25 protein-coding genes are annotated in these 26,893 nt (G+C 67.2%); 9 read left to right on the top strand and 16 right to left on the bottom strand.

Features of this window, described 5'->3' with window-relative positions:
• Nucleotides 1-15: 15 nt before the first annotated feature.
• The 3 genes from L1787_RS09255 to L1787_RS09265 form a co-directional block, all read right to left on the bottom strand.
• Complete coding sequence (locus L1787_RS09255; RefSeq protein WP_235708517.1) at nucleotides 16-525, bottom strand: TRAP transporter small permease; 510 nt, start codon at nucleotides 523-525, stop codon at nucleotides 16-18.
• Nucleotides 522-1,814 (bottom strand): TRAP transporter large permease, encoded by a 1,293-nt coding sequence (locus tag L1787_RS09260; protein WP_235708518.1) that lies wholly within the window; start codon nucleotides 1,812-1,814, stop codon nucleotides 522-524. The genes L1787_RS09255 and L1787_RS09260 overlap by 4 nt, the downstream gene beginning before the upstream one ends.
• A gap of 95 nt (nucleotides 1,815-1,909) precedes the next feature.
• Nucleotides 1,910-2,932, bottom strand: a complete 1,023-nt coding sequence (locus L1787_RS09265; protein WP_235708519.1) for a TRAP transporter substrate-binding protein — start codon at nucleotides 2,930-2,932, stop codon at nucleotides 1,910-1,912.
• Nucleotides 2,933-3,203: 271 nt separating this feature from the next.
• Here L1787_RS09265 and L1787_RS09270 point away from each other — a divergent pair, with 271 nt between their 5' ends.
• On the top strand, nucleotides 3,204-3,875 hold the full coding sequence (locus L1787_RS09270) for a cyclase family protein (RefSeq protein WP_235708520.1): 672 nt from the start codon (nucleotides 3,204-3,206) through the stop codon (nucleotides 3,873-3,875).
• Nucleotides 3,876-3,878: 3 nt separating this feature from the next.
• On the opposite strand, the gene L1787_RS09275 is transcribed toward L1787_RS09270, so the two are convergent.
• The 4 genes from L1787_RS09275 to L1787_RS09290 are packed head-to-tail and all read right to left on the bottom strand — an operon-like array spanning nucleotide 3,879 to nucleotide 7,515.
• Nucleotides 3,879-4,538 carry an HD domain-containing protein gene (locus tag L1787_RS09275; protein ID WP_235708521.1) on the bottom strand — a complete coding sequence of 220 codons (660 nt, stop codon included), beginning with the start codon at nucleotides 4,536-4,538 and terminating at the stop codon, nucleotides 3,879-3,881.
• A gap of 21 nt (nucleotides 4,539-4,559) precedes the next feature.
• Nucleotides 4,560-5,846 carry a TRAP transporter large permease gene (locus tag L1787_RS09280; protein WP_235708522.1) on the bottom strand — a complete coding sequence of 429 codons (1,287 nt, stop codon included), beginning with the start codon at nucleotides 5,844-5,846 and terminating at the stop codon, nucleotides 4,560-4,562.
• Between the two features lie 5 nt (nucleotides 5,847-5,851).
• Nucleotides 5,852-6,451, bottom strand: a complete 600-nt coding sequence (locus L1787_RS09285) for a TRAP transporter small permease subunit (RefSeq protein ID WP_235708523.1) — start codon at nucleotides 6,449-6,451, stop codon at nucleotides 5,852-5,854.
• Complete coding sequence (locus tag L1787_RS09290; RefSeq protein ID WP_235708524.1) at nucleotides 6,448-7,515, bottom strand: TRAP transporter substrate-binding protein; 1,068 nt, start codon at nucleotides 7,513-7,515, stop codon at nucleotides 6,448-6,450. The genes L1787_RS09285 and L1787_RS09290 overlap by 4 nt, the downstream gene beginning before the upstream one ends.
• Before the next feature lie 156 nt (nucleotides 7,516-7,671).
• On the opposite strand from L1787_RS09290, the gene L1787_RS09295 reads away from it, so the two are divergent.
• Nucleotides 7,672-8,673, top strand: coding sequence for a LysR family transcriptional regulator (locus tag L1787_RS09295; protein ID WP_235708525.1), 1,002 nt, complete (start codon nucleotides 7,672-7,674; stop codon nucleotides 8,671-8,673).
• Nucleotides 8,674-8,751: 78 nt separating this feature from the next.
• On the opposite strand, the gene L1787_RS09300 is transcribed toward L1787_RS09295, so the two are convergent.
• Nucleotides 8,752-10,158 carry a malonyl-CoA decarboxylase domain-containing protein gene (locus L1787_RS09300; RefSeq protein ID WP_235708526.1) on the bottom strand — a complete coding sequence of 469 codons (1,407 nt, stop codon included), beginning with the start codon at nucleotides 10,156-10,158 and terminating at the stop codon, nucleotides 8,752-8,754.
• Nucleotides 10,159-10,172: 14 nt separating this feature from the next.
• On the opposite strand from L1787_RS09300, the gene L1787_RS09305 reads away from it, so the two are divergent.
• Nucleotides 10,173-10,826, top strand: a complete 654-nt coding sequence (locus L1787_RS09305) for an NUDIX domain-containing protein (protein ID WP_255720371.1) — start codon at nucleotides 10,173-10,175, stop codon at nucleotides 10,824-10,826.
• Nucleotides 10,827-10,839: 13 nt separating this feature from the next.
• On the opposite strand, the gene L1787_RS09310 is transcribed toward L1787_RS09305, so the two are convergent.
• Together L1787_RS09310 and L1787_RS09315 are read right to left on the bottom strand one after the other, a co-directional pair.
• Nucleotides 10,840-11,616, bottom strand: a complete 777-nt coding sequence (locus L1787_RS09310) for an SDR family NAD(P)-dependent oxidoreductase (protein WP_235708528.1) — start codon at nucleotides 11,614-11,616, stop codon at nucleotides 10,840-10,842.
• 84 nt (nucleotides 11,617-11,700) lie between these two features.
• Nucleotides 11,701-12,360: an RraA family protein gene (locus tag L1787_RS09315; protein ID WP_235708529.1), complete on the bottom strand. Its 660-nt coding sequence runs from the start codon at nucleotides 12,358-12,360 to the stop codon at nucleotides 11,701-11,703.
• 110 nt (nucleotides 12,361-12,470) lie between these two features.
• Between L1787_RS09315 and L1787_RS09320 the strand changes: the two genes are divergently transcribed.
• Nucleotides 12,471-14,072 (top strand): gamma-glutamyltransferase family protein, encoded by a 1,602-nt coding sequence (locus tag L1787_RS09320; protein ID WP_235708718.1) that lies wholly within the window; start codon nucleotides 12,471-12,473, stop codon nucleotides 14,070-14,072.
• Nucleotide 14,073: 1 nt separating this feature from the next.
• Here L1787_RS09320 and L1787_RS09325 read toward each other — a convergent pair whose 3' ends face one another.
• A complete protein-coding gene (locus tag L1787_RS09325; protein WP_235708530.1) occupies nucleotides 14,074-15,003 on the bottom strand; it encodes a 2-hydroxyacid dehydrogenase in 930 nt (309 codons plus the stop codon).
• 415 nt (nucleotides 15,004-15,418) lie between these two features.
• Here L1787_RS09325 and hutG point away from each other — a divergent pair, with 415 nt between their 5' ends.
• On the top strand, nucleotides 15,419-16,207 hold the full coding sequence (hutG, locus tag L1787_RS09330) for an N-formylglutamate deformylase (RefSeq protein WP_235708531.1): 789 nt from the start codon (nucleotides 15,419-15,421) through the stop codon (nucleotides 16,205-16,207).
• Between the two features lie 9 nt (nucleotides 16,208-16,216).
• On the opposite strand, the gene L1787_RS09335 is transcribed toward hutG, so the two are convergent.
• The 3 genes from L1787_RS09335 to L1787_RS09345 are packed head-to-tail and all read right to left on the bottom strand — an operon-like array spanning nucleotide 16,217 to nucleotide 18,666.
• Nucleotides 16,217-17,254 carry an aldo/keto reductase gene (locus tag L1787_RS09335; protein WP_235708532.1) on the bottom strand — a complete coding sequence of 346 codons (1,038 nt, stop codon included), beginning with the start codon at nucleotides 17,252-17,254 and terminating at the stop codon, nucleotides 16,217-16,219.
• A 26-nt stretch (nucleotides 17,255-17,280) separates the two neighbouring features.
• Nucleotides 17,281-18,207, bottom strand: a complete 927-nt coding sequence (gene rbsK / locus L1787_RS09340) for a ribokinase (protein WP_235708533.1) — start codon at nucleotides 18,205-18,207, stop codon at nucleotides 17,281-17,283.
• A 21-nt stretch (nucleotides 18,208-18,228) separates the two neighbouring features.
• Nucleotides 18,229-18,666 (bottom strand): RbsD/FucU family protein, encoded by a 438-nt coding sequence (locus L1787_RS09345; RefSeq protein ID WP_235708534.1) that lies wholly within the window; start codon nucleotides 18,664-18,666, stop codon nucleotides 18,229-18,231.
• 223 nt (nucleotides 18,667-18,889) lie between these two features.
• Between L1787_RS09345 and nudC the strand changes: the two genes are divergently transcribed.
• Entirely contained in the window at nucleotides 18,890-19,864 is a 975-nt protein-coding gene (gene nudC, locus L1787_RS09350; RefSeq protein ID WP_235708535.1) for an NAD(+) diphosphatase, read from the top strand.
• Here the strand turns inward: nudC and L1787_RS09355 are convergent.
• Both L1787_RS09355 and L1787_RS09360 read right to left on the bottom strand, forming a co-directional pair.
• Nucleotides 19,845-20,729: a prephenate dehydratase gene (locus tag L1787_RS09355; RefSeq protein ID WP_235708536.1), complete on the bottom strand. Its 885-nt coding sequence runs from the start codon at nucleotides 20,727-20,729 to the stop codon at nucleotides 19,845-19,847. The two genes, nudC and L1787_RS09355, sit on opposite strands and share 20 nt — an antisense overlap.
• On the bottom strand, nucleotides 20,726-21,466 hold the full coding sequence (locus L1787_RS09360; protein ID WP_369415077.1) for a 3-deoxy-manno-octulosonate cytidylyltransferase: 741 nt from the start codon (nucleotides 21,464-21,466) through the stop codon (nucleotides 20,726-20,728). The genes L1787_RS09355 and L1787_RS09360 overlap by 4 nt, the downstream gene beginning before the upstream one ends.
• 216 nt (nucleotides 21,467-21,682) lie before the next feature.
• Here L1787_RS09360 and L1787_RS09365 point away from each other — a divergent pair, with 216 nt between their 5' ends.
• From L1787_RS09365 to L1787_RS09375, 3 genes are all read left to right on the top strand, one after another.
• A complete protein-coding gene (locus tag L1787_RS09365; RefSeq protein ID WP_235708537.1) occupies nucleotides 21,683-22,780 on the top strand; it encodes a c-type cytochrome in 1,098 nt (365 codons plus the stop codon).
• Between the two features lie 343 nt (nucleotides 22,781-23,123).
• Complete coding sequence (locus L1787_RS09370) at nucleotides 23,124-25,019, top strand: extracellular solute-binding protein (RefSeq protein ID WP_235708538.1); 1,896 nt, start codon at nucleotides 23,124-23,126, stop codon at nucleotides 25,017-25,019.
• Nucleotides 25,016-26,890 carry an extracellular solute-binding protein gene (locus L1787_RS09375; protein ID WP_235708539.1) on the top strand — a complete coding sequence of 625 codons (1,875 nt, stop codon included), beginning with the start codon at nucleotides 25,016-25,018 and terminating at the stop codon, nucleotides 26,888-26,890. The genes L1787_RS09370 and L1787_RS09375 overlap by 4 nt, the downstream gene beginning before the upstream one ends.
• Nucleotides 26,891-26,893 lie beyond the last annotated feature (3 nt).

Below are 26,893 nucleotides of genomic sequence, written 5' to 3' on the forward strand. Positions count from 1 at the left end.
GGGGTCGGGTCCGGCTCAGCCGAGGAGCCCGCCGGATGGTTCCGACTGATCGAAATGTCCCCGCATCGCAAGAACGAGACCAGCGATGGAATAGGCGACCATCAGCGCGCCGGCGACCGGGATTGAAGCGTACCAATAGACCTTGTCGAAGCGCAGAAACGGCGTCGTCTCGCCCGAGCCCGCCGCGAACTCGTACCCCTTCACGAGGAGGATGAGGGCGAAGGCGAGCATCAGGAGGCGGATGAGGATCTCCAGCGCGAGCCGCAACGGCCGCGACACCGCGACGAGGAGCAGCGTGACGTTGTAGAGGGCCCCCTCGCGCCACAGGGCGACGGCGCCGATGAACGTCATCCACGCGATGAGGAGCTCGACGATCTCGTCATATCCCGTGATCGACACGAACGGGACCGCGCGCGTCACCACCCCGGCGAGCAGCAGGAAGAAGAGGACGCTGAGCGCGGCGATGACGCCCCATTTGCACACACGGGCGACGGCGATGTCCGCCGCTTTCAGGAGGGCGATCATCGGCCGGCTCCGTATCCGAAGAGTTCGGGAAGGAAGAGCACCGTCTGCGGCACGAAGGTGACGAGCATCAGAACCGCGAGGAGCGCGAGCACATAGGGCCACATCTCCCGCACGATTTCGCCGACCCGCACGCGGCTCACCTCCGAGACGGCGAACAGGCACATGCCGACCGGCGGCGTCACGAGCCCGATCATCAGGTTCAGCACCATGATGATGCCGAAGTGCACCGGGTCGACGCCGATCTCCATCATCACCGGCAGCAGGATCGGGAAGGCGATGATGATGATCGCCACGCCCTCGATGAACATGCCGAGCACCAGGAGGACGATATTGATGAGGAGGAGGATCGCCCAAGGCTCGCTGGTGAGGTTGAAGAGCTGCTCGATCACGGCGTTCGGAATCTGCTGCTGGATCAGCACCCAGCCGAACGGCGCGGCGGCGGCGATGATGAACATCACCTGCACCGTCTGGCGCGCGGAGAGCCAGAGAATGTCCGGCAGATCCTTCAGCCGCAATTCGCGATAGACGAAGAGGCCGAGGATCAGCGCGTAGGCCGTGGCGAGAACGGCGGCCTCGGTCGGCGTCGCGAGACCCCCGAGAATGCCGCCGATGATGAGGATCGGCGTCAGCATCGCGGGGGCCGCGTTGAGGAAGATCCGCCGCGCCTCGGCCCCGTGCGGCCGCTCGGCCATCACCGGCAGATTCCGCCGATGGGCGACGATCGCGATCACGATCATCAGGGCGATCGCCATCATCGCGCCCGGCAGAATGCCCGCGAGGAACAGCGCGCCGATCGAGACGTTGGCGAGGCTGCCATAGATGACGAGCGGAATACTCGGCGGCATGATCGGCCCGATCGTGGACGACACCACCGTCACCGTCGCGGCGAGACGGCCGGTATAGCCCGCCTTCCGCATCGCCTTCACCTCGATGATGCCGAGCCCCGCCGCATCCGCCACCGCCGAGCCCGACATGCCGGCAAAGAGCACGCTCGCGAGAACGTTCACGTGCGCCAGTCCGCCCCGGATACGACCGACAAAGAGCTGTGCGGCATCGAAGATGCGCACCGTGATGCCGCCGGTGTTCATCAGGTTGCCGGCGACGATGAAGAACGGGATCGCGAGCAGCGGGAACGAGGTCGTCCCGGCATAGAGGCGCTGGATGAAGATGAAGAGAAGGTCCGGCCCGGTCGTGTACCACATGGTCCCGACGGCGATCATGCCGAGCGCGACGGCGATCGGCGTGCCGATGAGGATCAGACCGCACAGCGCGGCGAGAAGAATGACCATGAACATGGCGCGAGGAGCACTCCGGCGAGAGGACGAGCGGGGCGGTCGATCCGCCGCCCCGACGCGTCAGCCGGGGCGGCGGGCTTGATCGCGGATCAGCTGCTCGTGCGGGCCGCGTCCACGTAGCCTTGCCAGGTGTTCCAGGCGTCCTCGCCGATGGTGGCCTTCAGCTCGTCATAGGCCGGGGTCATCAATTCGCGGAAGGGCGCGATCTCGGGCCGGGTGACGGCGACGCCCGACTCTTCCATCTTGGACAGATAGAAGCTCTCCTGGTCGATCACCTGCTGGCGCGCCGCATTGCCCGCGGCGGTCGCCTCCTCGGAGATCACCGCGCGCTGATCGTCGGTGAGGCGCTCCCAGGCGCGCGGGTTCGAGGCGAGCATCACCGTCGCATAGATGTGCTTGGTGAGGGCGATATGGTCCTGCACCTCGAAGAACTTGGCGGCGTAGGTGGTGCCGACCGGGTTGTCCTGCCCGTCCACCGTCTTGTTGGCGAGGGCGAGATAGACCTCCTGGAAGGCGATCGTCTGGGTCAGCGCGCCGAGCGCCTCGAAGGCGAGCTTGATCGCGAGCTCGGGCGGCACGCGCAGCTTCAGCCCTTCGATATCGGCCGGGGTGTTCACCGGACGGCGGCTGTTGGACAGGCTGCGGAAGCCCCATTCGCAGTTCGCGACCCAGGTGAAGCCGGCATTGGCGAGCTGCTCGGCCATCCACGCGCGGCCCGTGTCGTCGAGCGTCTTGTGGGCGTGCTCGTAGCTGTCGAACTGGTAGGGAATGTTCACGACGCCGATCGTGCGCGACAGCGCCTCGATATTCGCCGGGTTGAGAATGATCATGTCGACCGCGCCGGCGCGCGTCTGCTGCGCGGTCTCGGTCGGCGATCCGAGGGCGTTGTTCGGGAAAATCGTGATCGCGACTTCGCCGTCGGTCCGGTCGGCGATGCGCTCGACCATCTTCACCGTCTCGGTGTGGACCGGGTGGCTGGTGTCGGCGGGGTGGGTGAGCTTGAGGTTCACCGCGGCGCGACCGACGCGCGGACGCACGACCATGGCGGCCGACGTCGCGCCCGCGAGCACGACGAACCGACGACGGGATAGACCTGTACCGAGCTTGTACACGTTCGTTTCCTCCAACTGTTTTGTTCGCGTCGCTGCCGTTGAGTCGCGCGCGTTATTTGATTGCGGTCGTATCGAGACGTCCGTCACCTGTCGGCGCCAATTCTCCGTTGACTGCGACGGGCTTTGATTTGAATTTTTGCATGCAAATCCGCTGAAGCGTCAAGAGCCGGAGGACGGTCTTCGCCTCTGTTTCGCGATATTGCATGCAAGTCTTGCCGCAATTCGGGACAGCTTCTAGGCTCGCGCCAATCCAAAAAAGAGAGGACGCGCCATGGCCCGTATCGTCGACCTATCGGTTTCCATCGAACCGCATTTTCGCTGGCCGATGGAGCGTTCGCTGAAGAGCAGCTTCGCCGACGGCGCCCAGTTCCAGGTCACGTGGCTCGGCCTCGTGGTGCACGGCTTCACCCATATCGACTCGCCGCGCCACATGCTGGCCGACGGCAAGACCTCGAGCGACGTGCCGCTGGAGGCGACGATCGGCGAGGCCGCCATTGTCGACATCACGTCGGACATTGCGCCGCAGGCGGAGATCACCGCCGCGATGCTCGACGCGCGCGGCGGCCACGTTCGCGAGGGCGATATCGTGCTGTTGAAGACGTGTTGGGATGAGGCGCGCTCGCTCGCGACGCCCGAGTTCTGGACCGACGCGCCCTATCTCGGCCGCGACGCCTGCGAGTGGCTTCTCGCCCGCAAGATCAAGGCGCTCGCCCCGGACTTTCCGCAGGACTATCCGATCCGCCAGCTTCTCGGCGGCGTCACCGCGCCGATGGCGGATTTCGTCAGCCACGACGTGCTGTTGAGGAACGGCGTGATCCTCATCGAATACGTCGCCAATTTCGGCGCTCTGACGAACCCGCGGACCACGGTCTACGCGCTGCCCCTCAAATTGCCGGACGCGGACGGTTGCCCCGCCCGCGTCATCGCCGTCGAGCCGGATTGAGGCTCAGGCCGCGCCGATCTTGGCGGGCGGCAGCCAGGTGTCGACGTCGCTGAGCTGACCGCCCGATTCGACGATCTTCCAGAAGCTGTGGTCGGCCCAGCGGATGATCGTGTTCTCGAGGCTGCGGGTGACGAGCTCACCCTCGGCCGAATGCCCACCGGCGACGTGCGCCACCTCTTCCGGCAACTCGCACACGAGGCAGATATAGACGCCGTAGCCGGGGTGCCGGATCGAGGGCATCCCGGTCGCCGACGGATCGGCCCGCCAGCGCTCGACATTCTCCGGGTCGAACTCCCACACCTTGCCGATATCGTGGCACAGACCGCCGGCGATCAGGATATCGCGATCGTACTCGAAGCCGGGAAAGAGGCCGTCGAGCTCCTCGGCCATCTTCACCGCGAGGCGGGTGACGGAGCGGATATGATCGGCCTGCGTGCCGGTCTTCAGCGGCGGGGAGTCGTAGTTGCCGGAGGGCTTCAGCTCGCCGAGCTTGCGGAAGCCGCTCGCCGCGAGCGCCGCCGCCCAGGCGTTCAGCACCTTGGTGCGCAGCCCCTCGTCCTCGATCCAGCCGATTTCCGGCATCTCGTCGAGCACGGCGGCCCGCATCGCCTCGGTCACGACCACGGATTGGCCGCGCAACCGAACCGAAAAGTCTTCTGACATTGATGTTCTCCTGCGGAAGGATCAGCCGCGCAACAAAGTCGGCATCCAGAGAGCGAGTTGAGGAAAGAGGATGATCGCGGCGATCATCACGATGAGCGCGAGGAGGAACGGCAGGACGCCCACCATCAGATCGACGATGGAGCCGCGCCGCCGCACCCCCTGCACCACGAAGAGGTTCATGCCGATCGGCGGTGTGATCAGCGCCGCCTCGCAGAGGAGGACGATGAGGATGCCGAACCAGATCGGATCATAGCCGGCCGAGACCATCAGCGGCGTCAGCACGGGGACCGTGACGATCATCATCGGCAGCGGATCCATGAAGCAGCCGAGCACGAGATAGACCGCGATCACCGCGACGAGCAGCGTCAGCGGGTCGAGGTTCATCGCGACGATGCCCTGATTGATCGCCGTCACGAGGCCCATCGCGGAGATCGTGAAATTGAGGAACCAGGCCGCCATCACGATCAGCATGATCATGCCGGTGGTCCGCATCGTCCCGTCGATCGCCTCGAGGAGAACGCCGACGGTGAGGCGCCCGTGGACGGCGGCGAGCACAAGGGCGGAGAGAACGCCGAGCGCAGCCGATTCCGTCGGCGTCGCGATGCCGAGATAGATCGAACCGAGGATCACCGCGAAGATGAAGAGCGGCGGGACGAGAGCCGGCAGGCTCTCGATCCGCTTGCGCCAGCTCGTCTCGATGCGGGTGCCGCCGAAGCCCGGCTTCACGAGGCAGATGAGCACGATCGCCGCGGAGAAGAGGCCGGCGAGCACGAGGCCCGGAATGACACCCGCCATATAAAGGCCCGGCACCGAGGTGCTCGTCAGCCAGCCATAGAGGATGAGGTTGATCGACGGCGGAATGAGGATGCCGAGCGTCCCGCCGCCGGCGACGGAGCCGTAGAAAAGGCGCTCATTATAGCCGTAGCGCTCGACCATCGGCTTGGCGACGACGCTGATCGTCGCCGCCGTCGCGACGCTGGAGCCGGAGGTCGCCGCGAAGACGCCGCTCGCGCCGATATTGGCGTGCATCAGCCCGCCCGGCAGCCAGCCGATCCATTGGACGATCGCCCCATAGAGTCGCTCGGCGATCCCCGCCCGCAGCAGGATCTCGCCGAGAAAGACGAAGAGCGGCACCGAGACGAGGAGATAATTCGAGGAGGAGACCCAGGAGAGTTCCCCTGCCGCGAGATAGAGCGGCATCGGCGAGAAAATCGCGCCGATCGCGAGGGCGAGGACGAGCATCACCGCGCCGATCGGCAAGCCGATCAGGAGGAGCGTGAAGAGAAGGCCGAGTGTCGTGGGTACCATCACTCTCAATCCCGTACGAGCGCGTGTCGCTCGGAGGCTTCGAGCGCCTCCTCCACCTCGTCGTCGGTCGACGGCGTACCGGCGACCGCATCGACGGTGGCGTAATCGCCGCGCCACAGCGCTTCGATCGCGGCGGCGGCACGGAAGAGGGCGACGAAGGTGAACCAGACGAGCCCGGCCGCCCAAAGGCCCTGCGGCCAGGCGAGCGGCATGCCGAGCGTCGTGTTGGACCGCGCCGCGAGCCGCAACGACGTCTCGACCATCCCATAGGCGCCGACGGCGAGGAGACCGCCGACGATCGCGAGCGCGCTTACCGCCAGAATGTCCGCCGCTGCGCGCATGTTCGGTGACAGGCGGCGGATCAGGACGTCGACCCGCACATGTGCCCGCTCATAGACGACGAAGGCGAGCGCCCAGGACGCGCTGACCGCGAGCGCGTAGGAGGACAGCTCCGTCCCGAGGCTCCAGGACGCGATGTTGGTCGCCCGCGTCAGCACCTCGGCGGAGATGAGGAGCGCCGCCGCCAGCAGCGCGACGCCCCCCAGCCGGGCCATCCAGAGGGAGACCGCGCCGACGGCGCGGTCGAGACCGCTGCCGGCAATCAATTTGCCGACACCTCGATGTCGAGAACGGCGCCCGCGGTGCCGTTCCACGCCGAGACGCAGTCCTCACCGCAACGCTCGGCCCAGCCGGTGAGCACGGCCTCGTTGAGGATCTGGTTGGCGTGGGCGATGTCCTCGTCGGACAATTCCACCAGCGTCATCGCCGGATCGGCGACGATGCCGTCTTTGCACTCGCCCTCGGCGGTGTTGCAGTTGATGCCGTCCTGAATGTCGGCCTCGGCCTGCGCCCACTGGCGATCTTCCATCCCGGCGAACTGCTCGGTGAGGAAGGCTTGCGTCTCCTCGGACAGACGGCCCCAATTGTTGGCGTTGGCGGCGAAGAAGGTCATCGACCAGCCCATCGGCAGGACCACGAGATGATCAGTCACCTCCCACCAGCGGGCCGTGTTGCCGGCCGAGGTGCCGGTGATCGCGCAATCGGCGACGCCGCGCTCGAGCGCCGGAACGACTTCGGCGAACGGGATGTTGACCGATTTCGCGCCGAGCCCTTCGACGAGCTCAGCCATCGCGCGGTTGAAGGTCCGCACGGTGAGGCCGTTGAGATCGGACAGATCCGACACGGGCTTGGAGCAGTAGAGCACCTGGAGCGCGATCGGCGCCATCGACAGGAGCTTCACGTTGAAGCGCTCCATCATCTCCTTCTCGAGCGTCGGGCGGAACGCGTCCGCCATCTGACGCTGGGCCTTGATGTCGGAGGTGAGGCCGGGAAGGTCGAGCGCCTCGAAGGCCGGCGCCTCGCCCGCCATATAGGACAGCGTGCCCTCGGAAATGTCGAACATGCCGAGACCGAGAAGGCGCAGCACCTCGGGGCCCTGCATTCCGAGATCATCGAGCGAGCCGAAGGTCGTCGTCACCTTGCCGCCGGAGGCCTCGGAAAGCTCCGTGTTGAAGAACGGCTCTTGGATATACCGGAACTGGTTCTGCGTGCGGTTGCCGCCGGAAACCTTGAGGTTCACCGCATCGAGATCCTGCGCCATCGACGCGCTCGGTGCGGCGAGCGCGAGCCCCAGGACGGCCGCGCTAATCCCATTTCGCCAATTCGTCATCGCCATTCCCCCATTCGCATTCGGGTCCGAGCCCGGCCCGCTCTCGGCGGGCGCCGGGCCCCGTATCGGCGAGGACGTTAACAGACATTGATAGAATCACTCCAATGAGTATTTTGGAACGCGATTCATTGGTATTTTCAATTTATGCGGATCACGTTGGCGCAACTTGAGGCACTGGTGTGGGTTGCCCGTTTGGGCAGCGTCAGCGCCGCCGCGCAGCATCTCAGCCTCACCCAATCGACCGTCTCGCTCCGCCTGCGCGATCTCAACGAGGCCGTCGGCCGGCCGATGTTCGCCCGCCAAGGCCGCGGCCTGCGCCTCACCGGCGACGGGATCACCACGCTCGACCACGCGACGCTCGTCTTGTCCGAGGTCGAGAAGCTGCAACACCGCTCGATGCAGGGGACGATCAGCGGCGTCGTCCGCATGGGCGTCAGCGAAGCCGTCGCGATGGCGGGCCTGCCCCGCGTCCTCGAGATCCTGCGGGAGCGGCATCCGCTGCTACGCCTCGACCTCGCGATCGGCACCAGCGTCGACCTCGAGCGCGACCTCCTCGCCGGCCGGCTCGATCTCGCGCTCGGGATCAATCTGCACGACGATCCGCGCCTTCGCGTGCTGGCGCTCGGCATCCAGGAAGCGGCGTGGGTCGCGCATCCGAGCTTCGGCCTGCCCGAACGGATCCGCCCGCGCGATCTCGGCCACATCCCGGTGCTCACCAACCCGAGCCCCTCGCCGATGTATCAGCAGACGGTGAACTGGTTCCGCACCGACGGCCTGACCCCGCAACAGATCTCCGTCAGCAACAGCATCACGGTGGTGGCGCACATGGTCTCGGCCGGGGTCGGCGTCGCGATCCTGCCGCGCCGACTCGTCGACGCGGACGTCGTGTCGGGCCGCGTGGTCGCGCTGACGAGCGAGCCGGAAATCGAACAGTCGCGCATGAGCGCCGCCTATCGCCGCGAGGACTGGCGCCCCGCCCTCTCGACGGCGCTGCGAACCTTCCGCGAGGTCATCGACGAACTCGCCTGGCTCGCCCCCGACGGCCCGGGTCCGCGCCCCGCCTTGCCGGATGATCCGTTCGCCGACGGAGACGAGGCGCCCACGCCGACCTTCCCCGCCGCCGCCACCCCGGCCGGCGACGCTCCTCCCGAGCGCTGACGACACGGCCCGGCCACTCCGCCGCAGGCGGCCGCCGGAGCGGAACGCCGAGGTCGCGCGAGGCGGGCGACGCGCCGCTCAGCTCGCCGCCGCGTTGGCCTTTTCGGCGGCGGGCGGGGGAAGCTGTTTCGGACCGGCGGCGGCATCGCGTTCGGCGACCTTCACCCCGCGTGTGAGACGGGACACGGCGTTGATGCACGCGACCTTGCCCTCGTTCACGAACGCCTCGTGGTTCCGCTCCACATCCGAGAGGATATAGCGATAATTGACCATGTAGCCGTGCGCCGTGGCGAGGGCGCCGGGCGCGCGATCGGCGGCGAAGTTGATCTGCTCGAGCCGCGCGCCGTTGCCGAGATGAAAACGGGCGACGGGATCGGCGGGCCGGCCGCGCGCATCCTTCGCCTCGGTCAGATAATAGGCGATCAGCGGCGTGAGCGCCGTCTCCGCGGCCTTCGCGAGCGCCGGGTCGTCGAGCCAGTCGGGTCCGTCGAGACTGTCGAGAAGCAAGCGCGTCGGCTCGTCCACGGCGCTCGTCGGGCGGGCGGCCTCCTCGCGCAGCCATTGCGCGAAGCCCGGCACCGGCGACAGCGTGACGAAGGTCTTGAGGTTCGGCAGCTCCCGCGCGAGGTCGTCCGCGACCTGCTTGATGAGGAACGAACCGAACGAAATCCCGCGCAGCCCGTCCTGGCAGTTGGAGATCGAATAAAACACCGCCGTCGTCGCCGCTTGCGGGTCGATCGGCTCACGCTTGTCCGTCAGGATCGGCTCGATCGCCGTCGGCACGTCCTCGGTGAGCGCGACCTCGACGAAGATCAGCGGCTCGTCGCCGAGGCGGGGATGGAAAAAGCCGAACAGGCGCCGGTCCGGCACGTCGATCCGGCGGCGCAGATCCTCCCAGTCTTGGATCTCGTGGACCGCCTCATAGCGGATGATCTTTTCGAGGATCGCCGCCGAGGTCTGCCAATCGATCTCGCGCAGAAGAAGGAAACCGCGATTGAACCAGGCCTGGAAGAGGCGGCGCAAATCGTCGTCCACGGTCCACAATTCGGGATGGTTGGCAAGGCGCGCGAAGAGTTCGAGCCGCATCGCGACGAGCGCCTGCGTGCCGCCCTGGACGAGATTGAGCCGGCGGAAGATCTCCACCCGGCGCGGCTCGGCGGCGACCTGGAGCGCCTTGGCGTTCGTCTCGCTCGGCTTGTCGAGATAGGCCTTCGCCGCCGCCGCGAGCGCGTCCGGCTCCGGCCCGTAATCGGTCGCGAGCGTGCGATAGACGAAGGTGCGCCCCGCGGAATCGAGATCGCGATAGGCCCGCAGGAACTCCTCGGCCCGCTCGGTGGACGACGCCTCGCCCTGCCCCGAATAGAGCGCGGCCAGCATCGCCGCGAGATCGGCGCGCGAAATCCGCTTCGGACGGCGGCGCTCGCGGAACAGGCGGTTGTCGGTGATTGCGCTGAGCAGATCGTCGAGGACGCTTGTCTGGCGCATGTGAGCCTCCCACAATGGGCGTGGCATTTCGGCGATTGGAACGCTATAGCACGCCAACGCCGGACGGGAACTCAGCCTTGACCGATCAGACCTACAGCGTGCGTCACAAACGATCAGTTTATGACGGCTTCATGAAACTCGACCTCTATGAAGCGAGCCTTCAGCAGGGCGACCGCAAAATCGAGGTCGTGCGCGAGGTGCATGATCACGGACACGGTGCGGCTGTCCTTCCCTATGACGAAACGCGCAAGACCTGCCTTTTGGTCCGTCAGGTTCGCCTGCCCGTCCATGTCGCGGAGGGCAACGGGCTGTTCCTCGAAGCGGCGGCCGGGCTGATCGACCCGGACGATGCCGACCCCGCCGCGGCGGCCGTCCGCGAAGCCGGCGAAGAGCTTGGCTATCGCGTGCATGATCCCGAAAAAGTGAGCACATTTTACCCGATCCCCGGCATGGTGACGGAGCAGATGAGCTGCTTCCTCGCCCGCTACACCCCGGCCGACAAGCTCGACGGCGGCGGCCCCGACGCCGACGAAGACGAGATGATCGACGTCGAGGAATGGGGCTTCGCCGACCTGTGGCGTGCCTTCCAGAGCGGCGACCTGCGCGACGGCAAGGCGATCGTCTGCCTGATGGCGCTGCGCATCGCCCGGCCCGAGCTGTTCGACTGACCGCCCCGCCGGCCTAACGGTCGGTCTGGAGCCGCTTCACCATCCTGAGGACGACGCCCTTCGGCAGGACGCGCCCGCCCGCCGCCGTCATCTTGTTGAGCGCCCCGGTCACGACGACGCGCCGTCCCGCGCGGAATCCGGCCCATCCCTGCCGCGCGACCGCCTCCGACGTCTTCAGGAAAGACGGCCGGAAGACGCGGTGCGTCGCCATGCCGGAGATCGCGCCGAACTCCGAATGGGTCGGGCCCGGACAGAGCGCCGAGATGGTGACGCCGCTGCCGCGCACCTCTTCGCTGAGCGCCTCCGAAAAAGAGAGAACGAACGCCTTTGAGGCATAATAGACCGCAACGTTCGGCCCCGGCTGAAACGCCGCCGTCGACGCGACGTTCAGAACGCCGCCGGTGCGCCTCTCGACCATCCCCGGCAAATAGCGATGGGTGAGATCGACTAGGGCGCGCACGTTGAGATCGACCATGCCGAGCTGATCCGCCCGGTCGGATCCGGCGAACGGGCCGGCTTTCCCGAACCCGGCATTGTTGACCAGAATATCGACCGGCCGGCCGAGACGCGCCAGTTCGGCGTCCAGCTCGTCGCCCGCGCCGGGGGCGGTGATGTCGAGCGGCAGAGTGTGGGTCTCGCCGCCGATCTCGGCCTTCAGCGCGTCGAGCCGCTCGGTGCGGCGGGCGACGAGGAGAAGATCGCATCCATCGGCGGCAATGATCTTGGCGAAGGCCTCGCCGATGCCGGACGAGGCGCCGGTGACGAGGACGAGAGGGCGCTGTGTGCTCATGGCGCGACCATGCCTTCAAACACGGCGCGCGGATAGAGGGGCCGGCGTCACGGGGCGGCCATACCCGGCCGGATGATGGAGGCGTTAAAGTTTGGCGAGAACCTTCTCAGTCGCCCCGGTGTCGATGCCGAGATAGGCGCCCGCCTTCAGCGCGAGATGCGAGGCCGGCTCCATCCGCTGCTTGCCGAGCGCCCAGTCGACGTCCGCCTCGGCCTCGGCGGCCGGCATCACCAGCGCGCCGGAGAAATCGCACACCACGAGATCGCCGGGATGCACCACCGCCCCGCCACACTGGATGTCGACATTGAAGGCGCCGCCGACGTCATAAAGGCGCGTCGTGATCGGCGAGGGCCCGCGGCACCAGACCGGTAGGTCGTATTGCACGATCTCCGGAATGTCGGTGCACGGCCCGTCGATCAGGACACCGGCCACACCACGCGTCTTGATCGCACAGGCGACCGCCCCGCCCAAACAGGCGTGCCGGGTGTCCCCGAGCCGGTCGATCACCAGGACATCATCCTTGCGCAGATATTGGATGACATGGTGAAGCAGCGTCGAATCCTGCCCCGGCAGCGCGAGCGTGACCGCCGTTCCCACCATTCGATAGCCGTGCACCGCCTGGATCGCCGGATCGACGAAGCCCATGAACCGCCGGTGTCCGATCGTCGCCGTCTCCACCTCGCGGGCCTTTTCGACCAGCGCGGACGGGAGCTGTTCGGGCATGTCGCGGACGGTGTAGGCCATAGTGCGAAGTCCTCGGTTCTCACTTGGATCCAAGGGTTAAACTTGCGCACGATCGTCTCGTTCCGGCACGAGGCGGGACGACGCACGCGAAGGGGTGAAGACGGGTGGATATGAATCGGTCGGTCGAACAATGGGCGGTGTCGAAGCGCGCCGTCGCGAGCGAAGCCGGCGTCGTCGCGGCCCAGCACCATGAGGCGGCGCGGGCCGGCGCGGCGATGCTTCATGCCGGCGGCAACGCGATCGACGCGGCCGTTGCCACCGCCTTCGCCCTTTGCGCGGTCGAGCCGTGGATGTGCGGCCTCGGCGGCAGCGGCTACATGGTCGTCTGGTCCGCCGCCGAGCGCACCGCCCGCGTGATCGACTTTCAGGGCATGCTTCCCGCCGCCATCACCTTCGACGACTACCCGCTCGACCCCGACGGGCCGGATTCGCTGATGGGCTTTCCCGCCGTCGTCGACCGGCAACACGTCGTCGGCTACCGCTCGATTACGGTGCCCGGGGCGGTGAAGGGCCTCTCCCACGCGCTCGGCCGGTTCGGCACGCTCGGCCTCGACACGATTCTTTCCCCCGCGATCACCCTCGCCGATCGCGGCCTCGCCGCGGACTGGTTCACGACCCTCCAGGTGAGCCTCGCGATGGCGGACCTCGCCCGCGATCCCGCCGCCCGCGCCGTCTATCTCCCGGACGGCGGCCCGCCGCGCCCGGAGAGCTTTCTCGCCCTCGGCGCCCTGCCCGACACGCTGCGCGCGCTCGCGGACGGCGGTGCGGAGAGCTTTTATCGCGGCGCCCTCGCCGAACGGCTCGCGGCCGACCTTCAGGCCGGCGGCAGCCGCATCGACGAAGGCGATCTCGCCGCCTACGAGGCCCTCGAGCACGGCGCGCTGACCGGCGAGCATCGCAGCGTCGCGCTGCACACCGCCGGGCCGACGAGCGGCGGCCCGCGCCTCGTCGAGGCGTTCGGCCATATCGCGGCGCATCTCGACACCGCCAAGGGGATCGGCCCGGAGAGCTGGGCCGTCTACGCCGATGCGCTCGACGCCGCCTGGCGGAGCCACAATATCGCGATCGGCCGGGCCAAGGAGGTCGGCGGCTGCACGAGCCACATGTCGGCGGTGGATGCGGAGGGGAACATGGTCGCCCTCACCTACACGCTCCTCAACCGTTTCGGCTCATGCGTCGTGCTGCCCTCGACCGGGATCCTGATGAACAATTCGGTGTCCTATTTCGACCCGCGCCCCGGCTATCCAACGTCGATGGCCGGCCACAAGCGCATCAACGCATCGAACATGTGCCCGACCATCGCCGAGCGGGACGGCAAGGCGCTGTTCGCGGTCGGTGCGTCGGGCGCCAACCAGATCATGCCCGCCGTCCTTCAGGTCGCGGCCCTGATGCTCGATTTCGGCCTCACCCTCGAAGAGGCCTTCAATCACCCACGGATCGACGCGACGGATCGCGGCTCGGTCCGCGTCGATCCGGCGCTCGGCGAGGCGGTTCTCGCCCATCTCGCCACGCGCTCGCCGCTGGAGGTCGCCCAGCGTCTCGTCTTTCCGAAGCTCTATGCCTGCCCGTCGGGCGTCTCACGCGATCCGGCGAGCGGGCTGTGCCACGGCATCAACGATCCGTCCCAGCCGATCGGTGGCGCTGCGGCGCCGGCCCCCTTCGCCCCGCGCGTCGAGCGCGATCCGGCGGCGGGCGCTCTCGTCCGCCCGTGATTCAATAGCCCTTCGATAGATCGACGAGATCGGGGATCGGCTCGCCGGCGATGAAGCGGCGAATATTGGCGGCGATGATCTCGCCGCCCGCCACCGGGTCGATCAGCGAGGCGACGTGCGGCGTCACATAAACGCGCGGATGGCGCCAGAAGGGATGGCCCGGCGGCAGCGGCTCCTCGTGGAAGACGTCGAGCGTCGCATACCGGATGTGTCCGGCATCGAGCGCGGCGATGAGGTCGGCCTCGACGAGATGCTCGCCCCGCGCCGCATTGATGATCGAGGCTCCCTCCGGGAGCTTGGCGAACAGCCTTGCATCGAGGATCCCGCGCGTCGCGTCCGTCAGCGGCAGGAGACAGACGAGAATGTCCGTCCCGGCGAGGAAGGCGTCGAGGCCGGCCTCCCCGGCGAAAGTCTCCACCCCGGCGACGGATTTTGGCGACCGCGACCAGCCACGAACCGCAAAGCCGACGGCGGCGAGCGCACGGGCCGCGTCGGCGCCGAGATTGCCGAGCCCCATCACGCCGACGGTGCGGCCGGGCGCCGGGGGCGTCACCACCTGGCGCCACTCCGCGCTTTTCTGCGCGGCCTCGATCGCGGGCAGATCGCGGTGGAGCCGCAGGACATGGAGGAGGACATATTCCCGCATCCGCTGCGTCAGCTCGCCACTCGTCGTCCGCACGATGGGAACATCAGCGGGGCGCTCGGGATCAGCGAGGATATGGTCGATCCCCGCGCCGATCGACACGATCAGCTCCAGATTGGGAAACCGCTTCAGCCCGCCCGCCGGCGGCTTCCAGACGACGGCATAGCGCACGGCGTCGAGGTCGCCCGGATCGTCCCAGGGGCGGCATTCGATCTCGGGCAGAAGCGCGCGCATATGCGCGAGCCACCAATCGGCGCGCGCCGGGCCGACGCGGATCACAAGGCTCATGGGGTTTCCAACCGACGCAAGAGGGCGGCCAGCAGCCTAGCCGAGGGCGCGGGGCGGGCGAAAGGGGCGCCGTCACCGCGCCACGCGCCCCTGGTCACGCCGTGTGATCTCTCTGATGAGAGCCCCGCGTGATCGTGCCGCGAGGGCGATTAATCGCGGCCGGCGGTGTTGACTTGGCCTTCGCGGCATTATCAAATGAGAAGCGACTTGCCGTGGCACGATTCTTGCAGATAGGCTTACGGCAGAATTCGCGTCTTTCCGGCCTCTGAACGGCCGAAACGCCCCTATCCACACAAATTTAATGTCCGGATGAAGCAAGACGCGCAATGCGCGTCATCTGCTCCATATTGGCTTTGGGCTCGGCCTTTCGCAGGATCGTGCCGTTCAAGCCCGCTCAATCAGGAGGTCGTCACCAATGAGCCAACCCTTCACTTTGACTCCCGGCAATGGCCCCATCCTGATCTCCGTCCCACACGCCTCGACCTATATTCCTTCGAACATCGCCCGGCGGCTCAACGAGACCGGTCAGGCGATGACCGACACCGATTGGCATCTCGACCATCTCGCCGCCCGTTTCGCCGGCAAGGCGAGCGTCATCAGCGCCGGCTTCCATCGCTATGTGATCGACGCCAACCGCGATCCGTCCGGCGCGAGCCTTTATCCGGGCGAGGCGACCACGGATCTCATCCCGACCACCGATTTCGACGGAAACCCGCTCTGGATCCATGGTGAGGAGCCGACCGACGGCGATATCGGCGAACGCCGCGCCGCCTATCACACGCCCTATCACGAGGCGATCGCGGCCGAACTCTTGCGCATCAAAGAGGATCACGGCGTCGCGGTGCTGTTCGATCTTCACTCGATCCGCTCCGTGATCCCCCGCCTCTTCGAGGGCACGCTGCCGGTCTATAATGTCGGCACCAATGACGGCGCGACCTGCGACAAGGCCTTCGAGGACGCCGCCGCCGAAGAATGCCGCGCGACGGCCGAGACCGTGGTCAACGGACGCTTTCGCGGCGGGTGGACCGTGCGCTTTCATGGCCGCCCGGCCGAGGGGGTCCATGCGATCCAGCTCGAGACGGCGCAGGTCCACTACATGCTGGAGCGCTCGCCCTGGTCGCTCACCGACGGCGCCGCCGACTATGTCGCGACGCTCACCCGCCTCGTCGACCGGTTTACGACCATCGCCAACGAGATGGCCTAGCCGTCCGCCTCAGGCGGGCACGGGCGCGTCCTCGCGCAAAAGGCCCTCCCGCTTGAGATCCTGCCACAAGGCGGCCGGGATCTCGGCGGAGAGAGACGCGGCCGAGCCGGCGATTTCCTCCGGCTTCACGCCGCCCGGAATGACGCACATCACCGCCGGATGGCACAGCGGAAAGCGCAACGCCGCGTCGCGCAGCGCAACGCCGTGCCTCGCGCACACCGCCTCGATCCGCCGCACGCGATCGAGGATGGCGGGCGGGGCGGGCTTATAATCGAAGTGCGCGCCCTCGACCGCGCCGGTCGCGAGGATGCCGGAATTGTATGGCCCGCCGATCACCACGCCGATGCCCTGCTCCTCGCACATCGGCAGCATCGTCGTGAGCGCCTCCTGCTCCAGAAGGGTGTAGCGGCCGGCGAGCAGGAAGAGATCGATCTCCGCACGCTCGCCGACATATTGGCAGACTTCCCACTCGTTGACGCCGAGCCCGAAGGCGTCGATCGCGCCCGAATCGCGCAGCTCGACGAACGCACGGTGGCCGCTGTCGAGATAGGCCTCGACACAGGCCATCATCGCCTCGCGGCTGCCATGGGTCCAAATGTCCATATCGTGGCAATAGAGGATGTCGATCCGGTCGACGCCGAGGCGCTCCAGCGAGAACTCGAAGGAGCGCATGATCCCATCATAGGTGTAATCATACTCAATCTCCCGCGCGGGAACGTCGAACCACTGGGCCGGTTGGAGCGAGGGGTCGCGCTCGCCCCGCTTCAGGAGCCGGCCGGCCTTGGTGGATAGGAGCGCGCCCTCCGGCCGCCGCATGCGCCAGAACGTGCCGACGCGCCGTTCGGAGAGGCCGAACCCATAGAGCGGCGCGGTGTCGAAATAGCGCGAGCCGGCGGCGAAGGCCGCGTCGAGCGTCGCCTGCGCGGTCGCTTCGTCGATCGGGTTGTAGAGGTTGCCGAGCGGGGCGGTTCCTGTGCCGAGCTCGGTGAAGGTGAGGCTGCGCCCGGCGCGGGTCGTCAGCGTCTTGGTGTTGAGGGGCGTTTCCACGGGGTTTCTCCAATCCCTCTCGTTCGTCAATTCTCGGCGAGCAAGGCGTCGATCTCGGCGCGGGTCGGCATCGCGGCGGCCGCACCGGGGCGGGTGACGGACAGGCTTCCCGCCGCGCAGGCGAAGCGCACGGCCTCGAGCGGGGCGCGCCCCTCGCCGAGCGCGGTCGCGAACGCGCCGGTGAAGGCGTCGCCCGCGCCGGTGGTGTCGCGCACCGGGCCCACGGCGAAGGCGGGCACGAGGTCGCTGATGCGCCCGTCATGATAGAGGGCGCCCCGTTCGCCGAGGGTGAGGACGGCGGCCCGCGCGCCGCGCGCGAGCAGGCGATCGGCCGCGACGCGCGCCTCCTCGACGCTGCCGACCGGCAGGCCGGTGAGCGCCGCAGCCTCCGATTCGTTCGGCGTCACATAATCGCAAAGGGTGAGCAAAGCATCGTCGAGCTCGGCCGCCGGGGCGGGATTGAGCACGGTCGCGACACCGGCTTCGCGCGCGAGGGCGAGGCCGCGCCTCGCCGCGTCGATCGGCTGTTCGAGCTGCGTGACGAAGACGGCGGCCTTGGTGATCGCTTCGCGCGCAGCGTCGAGATCGGCGGCGGTGAGGTCACCCGCCGCGCCGGCCTCGACGATGATCGCGTTGTTGCCGTCACGCGTCGAGACGAAGATGAAGGCCGCGCCGGTCGGCCGTGCCGAATCGCGCACGACATGGGCGGTGTCGACACCCGCCTCGCCCCAGATGCCGAGCGCGATCTCGCCGAACGCATCCGCGCCGAGGCGGGTGATCAACGCGGCGTTGGCGCCGGCCTTCGCCGCGGCAACCGCCTGGTTCGAGCCTTTGCCGCCCGGCCCCATGCGGAAGCCTTGGCCGAGAAGCGTCTCGCCCAATTGCGGCAGGCGCGGCGCCTCGAAGGCGAGATCGGCGACGAAAATGCCGAGGATCGCGACGCGCGCTCTCACCGAACGGGTGTTCCCTGCCCCTCACGCATCCGGCGGCACGACGCCCTTGGTGAGGATGAAGCAGCCGTAAAACTGCCGCTCGCCGGTGGTGAGGACCGCATAGGCCGTCTTCGCCGCGTCGTAGAAGGCGAAGCGCTCGATCGAGGTCATCTCACCGGCCTCCGGCGCGGCGCGATTCAAAAGCTGCTGGACGTCGGCCTGCACCTGCGGGATCTCGTCGGGTGCGCCCATCACCTCCATCCGCGCCACCGCCTCGACGGGCAGGACCGACAGAACCGCGGTCAGAACGCGCTCGGTGTCGGCGTTCGCGATGCGCAGCAGCTTGCCGGACGCGGTCTCGCGCGCCACCGTATCGGCGGGAAAATTGGTGTCCGCGACCACCAGACGGTCGCCATGCCCCATCGCGCGCAGTGCAAAGAGCACGTCCGCGTCGAGCAAGGGGTCGATCCCCTTCAACATTCGCCGTGTCCTCCCCGCCGCGGCCTCGGCCGGGCGCCGTTTCTCGCGCCGGTTGTCCGACGTCGCTTTTTCACCGAAACGATGTTGTGCCCATCAGGCCGCCATACGCAAGGTGGTTTTGGACGAATGCGCCGCTCCATTCCCGGTTGAGAAACGCGATCTTCGGATGCGAGCGCCGCCATCGGCGATCGCTTTCACGCGCACGAGACGCTATTTAGGACGAATGACCCTTCGCTATCCTCTCAGTGATCATTCAGCCGCCACGGGATTCGGCGGCAACATCCTCGACAGGATGTCCGAACGGCGCGACGAAAGCGCCTTCGCCGACAGTGTCCGGGCCGATCGCCACGGACGCGCTCTGCTCTATTCGGGCGATCTTCTCGTCGCCGATCAAGAGGGCGCACGCATTCTGTTCACCCGCTCCGAGGCCGAAGCGCTCGGCGCGGATTGGGTGAACGCCGTCTTTCTCGGGTTCGACGCCGACGGGCCGATCTTCGCCGCGCCGGTGCCCGAGCCGGGAGACTCCTTCACCGTCCACAATCTGCGGCAACTCGCGATCGACGCGCGCATCTCGCCCGAGCTTCTCGGCGCGGTCGCGCAGGGGCGCAGCGTCACCGGCTGGCACGCCACGCACGGTTTCTGCGCCAATTGCGGCCAGCCGACGATCATGGGCGCGATCGGGATGCGGCGGGACTGCCCGTCCTGCGGCGCGAGCCACTTCCCCCGCACCGACCCCGTCGTGATCATGCTCGCGGTCGACGGCGAGCGCTGCCTTCTCGGCCGTCAGCGCCGCTTCGTCGAGGGCACCTATTCGTGCCTCGCCGGCTTCATGGAGCATGGCGAGACGATCGAGGCGGCCGTACGGCGCGAGATCTGGGAAGAGGCCGGGGTGCGGACGAACCGCGTCTCTTATTATGCGAGCCAGCCCTGGCCGTTCCCGTCGAGCCTGATGATCGGCTGCTTCGCCGAGGCGATCTCGACCGAAATCGAGCCGCGCGACCGCGAACTCGAGGACGTGCGCTGGTTCGACCGGGCCGATATCGGGCCGATGCTCGACCGCACGCATTCGGTCTATGCGGCACCGCCGGCGGTGGCGATCGCCCATCACCTGCTGCGCGCCTATTACGAGCGCGGTGCGCCCGTGGCGAACGACGCCGTCATCGACGGCGCCGCCATCATCACTGGGGCGATGGCCTGAGGGCCGCATTCTCGGCCGGCTCGCGAATCGTCTCACGGAAGGACGAGGCGCGATAGGTGCCGAGAATCCGCACCCGGGCGGAGAAGAAGCTGAGTTCCTCGAGCGCGAGGCTCACGTTCGGATCGTCCGGGTGGCCCTCGATATCGGCATAGAACAGCGTGGCGAAAAACTGCCCGCCGAGCTGATAGCTCTCGAGCTTCACCATGTTGACGCCGTTGGTGGCGAAACCGCCAAGCGCCTTGTAGAGCGCCGCCGGCACGTTGCGCACGCGAAAGAGGAACGAGGTCATCGTCGGCACGTCGCGGCCGATGGGCTCGGGCTTGTCGGCCATCACGACGAAGCGGGTCGTGTTGTGCGCTTCGTCCTCGACGTCGCTCTTCAGAATGTCGAGGCCGTAAATTTCGGCCGCGAGGCGGGAGGCGATCGCCGCCACGGTCTTGTCGCCGGTCGCCGCGACCTGACGCGCCGCGCCGGCGGTATCGGCGTGGGTGACCGGCTTCAGCCCGAGCTTACGCAGGGTATGACGGCATTGGCCGAGCGCCTGCACGTGGCTGTAGACCTCTTTGACGTCATCGAGCGTGGTGCCCGGCAGGGCCATGAGCTGATGCCGAATCGGCAGAAAGTGCTCGCCGACGAAATGGACGCCGGAGCTCGGCAGCAGCGTGTGGATATCGGCGACGCGGCCCGCGACCGAATTCTCGATCGGGATCATCGCATAGTTCGCCTTGCCGGATTCCACGGCGGCGAAACAATCCTCGAAGGTCGCGAGGGGGACGGCCTCGGCCTCGGGAAAGGCCTCGGTGATCGCGATGTGGGAGTTCGCCCCCGGCTCGCCCTGGAAGACGACGCGCACCCGCCCGCTCACGACGCCACCCCGGCGGCGAGACGGCGTGCCGCATGATCGAGATCGGCGGGCGTATCGACGCCGAGCGGCACCTCGGAGACGAGAGCTGCGTCGATTCGCATGCCGGCCTCGAGGGCGCGGAGCTGCTCGAGCTTTTCCCGCTTTTCGAGCGGGGATGGCGACAGGCTGACGAAGCGTTCCAGCGCCGCGCGGCGGTAGGCGTAAAGTCCAATATGGTGATAGAGCGGCCCATCGCCCCACGGGGCGGTGGCTCGCGTGAAATATAGAGCGCGCATAGTGTTGTCTTCGCGCATCGCCCCCACGCATTTGACGACGTTGGGGTTCGTGCGCTCGCTGTCCTCTGTGATCTCGGCGACGATCGTGGTGATATCCACGACTTTATCACGAAAGGGAACGAGGCTCGCCCGGATCGATTCGGGCGCGATCGTCGGCAGATCGCCTTGGATGTTAATGATCGTATCGTGCCGCCCGTCGGGGTCGATCATGCCGAGCGCTTCGGCGATCCTGTCCGATCCGGACGGATGATCGGCGCGGGTCTCCACCGCTTCGCCGCCCGCCTCGCGCACCACCGCGGCGATTTCCGCGCCATCGCAGGCGACCACCACGCGGCCCGCGTCGGCCTCGAACGCCCGGCGCAGGACGTGGACGATCAGCGGCGTGCCGAGAATTTCGATCAGCGGCTTTCCTGGAAGCCGCGTCGCGGCCATACGTGCGGGAATGAGGACGATGGGGTTCACGGTCGGTCTTTCGTCAGCGTCGGGCGGGTTTCGGCGTTTACAATGATCTCAATCGGTTCGTGCGGTGCAGCGTCCCATTTGATGTGATTCGAGTCGCAATCTATAGCTTGCCTAGTCATAAGGTGGATCACTTGGTAGGGACGGGTGGACCGGCAGCGATGGGGTGTGCCGGACCGACGCCTGCCGGCGAAATAGCGAACAAGGGTCTCAGCGGCAATGAACGCGTTTGAACTCAACAAGATCATGAGCGCAGTGCTCGGCGCCCTCGTCTTCGTGATGGGGCTCAGTGTGCTGTCAGAAATCATCTTCGACGAGCACGCGCTGTTCACGCCCGGATATGAGATCGAGATCGCCGAGGCTCAGGAAAGCGGCGACGCGCCCGAGGAAGTGCCCCTCGCGGTCCTGCTGAACGAGGCCGACGCCGGATCCGGCCAGGGCCTCGCTCGCGTGTGCGGCGCATGTCACACCTTCGAAGAAGGCGGCGCGAACGGGATCGGCCCGAACCTTTATGGCGTCGTCGGCAATCCGATCGCCTCCCATGCGGGCTTCAACTACTCCGGCGCGATGCGGAGCTACGCCGAAGATGGCGACCGCCATTGGACGTATGACGAGCTGAACGAGTTCCTGACGAGCCCGCAGAGCGATATTCCGGGCACGGCGATGGGCTATGCCGGCATCAAGAACGATGAGGACCGCGCGGACGTCATCGCCTACCTGAAGAGCATCTCCCCCAACGCGCCGGAGTACCCCGAGGTGCCGGCACCGACCGAAGAGATGGTGCCCGACCCCGCGGCCGCCGAGGAAGAAGCCGTCCAGGCCGAAGAAGTCGCCGAGACCGCCGCCGAACAGGGCGAGGCTCCGGCCGAGGGTGCCGCGCCGGCTGAAGGAACCGCTCCCGCCGAGGGTGCCGCTCCCGCCGAGGAGGCCGCGCCGGCTGAGGGTGCCGCCCCTGCCGAAGAGGCCGCTCCCGCTGAGGGTGCCGCTCCCGCTGAGGGTGCCGCTCCCGCCGAGGAGGCCGCGCCGGCCGAGGACACCGCTCCCGCCGAGGAGGCCGCGCCGGCTGAGGGCGCCGCCCCCGCCGAGGAGGCCGCGCCGGCTGAGGGTGCTGCTCCCGCCGAGGAGGTCGCTCCTGCCACCGCGCAGGATGCTGCCGAAGCGGCGCAGGACGAGGCCGAATCGCAAGGCGCTGCGCAGGACGAGGCCGTCGAAGCTCTCCAGGAGCAGCCGGAAGGCTCGAGCTCGAGCTCGAACGTCACGGTCGAGAACCCGTCCGAAGGCAATGTCGAGGTTGTGAACCCCTCCTCCAGCCAGTAACGGATCGTCGCACCGAGGATCCGCGCGGGTGCCCGTTCTGCGGGCACCCCGTCTTTCCGGGGGCCCGCCGCGCCACGCAACGCGGCCGAATGAGGCCCCTCGCCGCACCCGATATGGGTCGCACACGGCCCCTCTTCCCCACGCCCCCGCCAATTACATCTCAGTTAGGCTGACGTTTCGCGGGTTGCGCCGATGGGGATCGCCGATAATCTCCGAACGTTACAATGCGTCCTCGGCTCGCTTCGGGCGCCCGACCGGCCGACGACGCGACCAACACGGATCTCGCACGCGACCTTCGGCAGCGGCCGGGCGGCGCGCGCGAATCAGACAGTGGAGATGTCCCATGCGCGCCACGCTGCTCGCCATCGTCTTCGGGTGCGCGTTCGCCTCGGCCGCGTCACTCGCCTTCGCCGAGGACGCCGCGACGAACGGGAGCGCGACCGGAGGCGCCAGCGCCGACGGGCCACAATGGCGCCATGCCTCCGCCCTCACCGGCGATCCGGGCTATCCGGAAGACTTCACGCATTTCGATTATGTGAACTCCGACGCGCCGAAGGCGGGCACCGTCCGCCTCTCCGACCCCTCGGGCTATGACAGCTTCAACCCGGTCCTCCAGCGGGGCAATCCGGCGCCGGGCCTCACCCTCATCTATGACGAGCTGATGGCGCCGGCCTATGACGAGATCAACATCTCCGGATCCTACGGCCTGATCGCCGACAAGCTGCGCTATCCGGACGATTTCAGCTGGGTCGAGTACCACATCAACCCCGATGCCCGCTGGCATGACGGCACCCCGATCACCCCGGACGACGTGATCTGGTCGCTCGAGGTCACCAAAGAGGCCGACCCGACGCGCGCCTTCTACTATTCGGAGGTCACCGGGGCGGAGAAGGTCGACGACCAGACCGTCCGCTTCAATTTCGCCCATACCGGCAATCGCGAGCTGCCGCACATCGTCGGTCAGCTCGAGATCATGCCCAAGCACTGGTGGACCGGCACCGGCCCCGGCGGCAAGCCTCGCGACATCATGTCGGGTACTCTGGAGCCGCCGCTCGGCTCGGGTCCCTACAAGATCGCCTCGTTCGAGCCGAACCGCTTCGTCGAATATGAACGCGTCGACGATTATTGGGCCAAGGACCTGCCGTCCATGAAGGGCACCAACAATTTCGACAAGGTCCGGTACGACACCTATCGCGACCAGACCGTCGCCCTCGAAGCCTTCAAGGCCGACCAGTACGATTTCCGCTCCGAGAACAGCGCCTCCAACTGGGCGCTCCGCTACGACTTTCCGGCCCGCAAGCGCGGCGACGTCATCCTCGAGACCTTCCCGGACGAGGGTCGTGGCGTGATGCAGGCGTTCGTGATGAACATGCGCCTGCCGAAATTCCAGGACGAGCGTGTCCGCCGCGCCTTGAATCTCCTCTACGATTTCGAATCGCAGAAGGAGACGATCTATTACGGCCAGTATGAGCGGATCGATTCCTATTTCTCCGGCACCGAGCTCGCTTCGTCGGGCCTGCCCGAAGGCCGCGAGCTCGAGATCCTGGAGGAGGTGCGCGACCTCGTCCCCGAGACCGTGTTTTCCGAGCCTTATGAGAATCCCGTCGGCGGCTCGCCGCAGAAGGTGCGCGAGAATATGCGCGAGGCGGTCGCCCTCTTCCGCGAGGCCGGTTACGAGATCCGCAACGGCAAGATGGTGAACGCCGAGACCGGCGCCCCCTTCACGATCGAGATGATCGAGAACAACCCGGCGTCCGAACGCTCGGTCCTTCCCTACAAGCAGAGCCTCGGCCGCATCGGCGTCGACCTCACGCTGCGCATCGTCGACACGTCGCAGTACATCAACCGCATCCGCAATCGCGATTTCGAGATGTCGACGCTCGCCTGGGGCCAGTCTCTGTCGCCCGGCAACGAGCAGCTCGATTTCTGGGGCTCGAAGGCCGCCGATCAGCCGCAATCGCAGAACTATGCCGGGATCAAGGATCCCGGTATCGACGCGCTGATCGAGAAGGTGATTCGCGCCAAGGATCGCGACGATCTCGTCGCGGCGACGCGGGCGCTCGACCGCGTTCTCCTCGCGCACAATTACGTGGTGCCGCAGTTCACGAGCACCGAGTTCCGCACCGCGCGCTGGAACCGGTTCGGGCATCCCGACAATATTCCGCCCTATACGCACGGCTTCCCGACGATATGGTGGTGGGATCAGGATAAGGCCGCCAAGATCGGAGAGCCTTCGTGACGGGCATCGACCGCCGCCGTATTCTCGCCCTTTCGGGTGCCGCCGCCCTGAACTTCGCCGCCTTTCCACTCCGCGCCCAGGAGGCGGCCGCCACCGCGCCGACCGCCGTCGCCGGTGCGGAAACCGGGCCGACGGGCCCGCTCCACGCGCTCACGGTGTTCGGTGAACCGCACCACGGGCCGGACTTCACCCATTTCGACTATGTGGATCCCGACGCGCCGAAGGGGGGCGAAATTCGCCTCCTCCCCGCCTCGTGGACGACTAACCAGAACCCGCTCACTTACAACACCTTCAACATGCACGTCCTCAAAGGCGATTCGCCGCCGCTGATGGGCCTGTGCTTCACCTCGCTGATGGTGCGAGGGCTCGACGAGCCGGACACCGTCTACTGCCATCTCGCCGAAAGCGTCGAGGTCGACGGGCGGCGTTTCACCTTCCGTCTCCGCGACGACGCGACCTTCTCCGACAACAGCCCGATCACCGCCGAAGACGTCGTCTTCACGCTGCAGACGCTGAAGGAGCGCGGCCATCCTTCGCTCGCCCAGCCGCTGAACGGCGTCGAAAGCGTCGAGGCACCCGAGCGGCTGACGGTGACGATCACCTTCGCCGAGGGCACCTCGAACCGCCTGCCGCTCCTCGTCGCGGGCTATCCGGTCCTCTCGAAGGCCTATTACACAGAGAACGATTTTTCCGAGGCGACGCTGGCGGTCCCGGTGTCCTCCGGTCCCTACGTGGTCGGCCCCTATGATGCGGGCCGCTATGTCACCTTTCAGCGCCGCCCGAATTATTGGGGCGAGGATCTCCCGACCGGGCGCGGCCACAACAATTTCGACACCATCCGGGTCGACTTCTACCGCGAGCGGACGGCCGCCTTCGAAGCGTTCAAGGCCGGTCAGATCACGTTCCGCGAAGAGTTCACCGCCAAGACCTGGGCGACCGAATACGACTTTCCGGCGATCAATGACGGCCGCGTCGTCCGCCGCGATTTCCCGGACGGGCGGCCCGCCGGGGCGCAAGGCTGGTTCATCAACACGAGGCGCGACAAGTTCAAGGATCCGCGCACGCGCGAGGCGCTCACCTGGGCCTTCGATTTCGAGTGGACCAACGCCAACGTCTTCTATGGGCTCTACGAGCGCACCTCGTCCTTCTTCATGAACTCCGACATGATGGCGACCGGCACGCCGGACGAGGCCGAGCGCGCTCTGCTGGAGCCGTTCCGCGATCAGCTCGATCCCGCGGTATTCGGTCCGGCCTGGCTTCCGCCGGTCACCGACGGAACGGGGCGCGACCGCGAGCCCTTGAAGCAGGCGGACGCCCTGCTGCGCGCCGCCGGTTGGCGCCGGCGCGAGGGCAAGATGGTGAACGAGGCGGGCGAGCAGCTCACAATCGAGTTTCTCTATTCGCAGCCGACCTCCGAGCGCATCCTGCAGCCTTACGCGAACCGGCTGCGCCTCCTCGGCATCGAGCCGATCTTGCGCCTCGTCGAGGCCGCGCAATACCAGCTCCGGCTCCAGAATTTCGACTACGACCTCACGACCCAGCGCTTCGCCTTCGCGCCGACCCCGTCGGAATCGATCCGCGAATTCTGGACCTCCCCGTTCGCCGACATCACCGGCTCCTACAATCTCGCCGGCATCAAGGATCCCGTCGTCGACGGGCTCACCGAGGCGATGCTGAGCGCCTCGTCGCGCGAGGAGATGGTGACGGCCGCGCGGGCGGTCGACCGCATCCTGCGGCTCGGCCACTACTGGGTCCCGCAATATTACAAGGCCGTTCACAACGTCGCCTATTGGGATCGTTTCGGCATCCCCGACCAGCAACCGCGCTACGACCTGCCCGTGGAGACCACCTGGTGGACAAAGGCAACCTGATCT

Origin of the sequence: Acuticoccus kalidii (assembly GCF_021556395.1) — a bacterium.
GTDB classification, from domain to species: domain Bacteria; phylum Pseudomonadota; class Alphaproteobacteria; order Rhizobiales; family Amorphaceae; genus Acuticoccus; species Acuticoccus kalidii.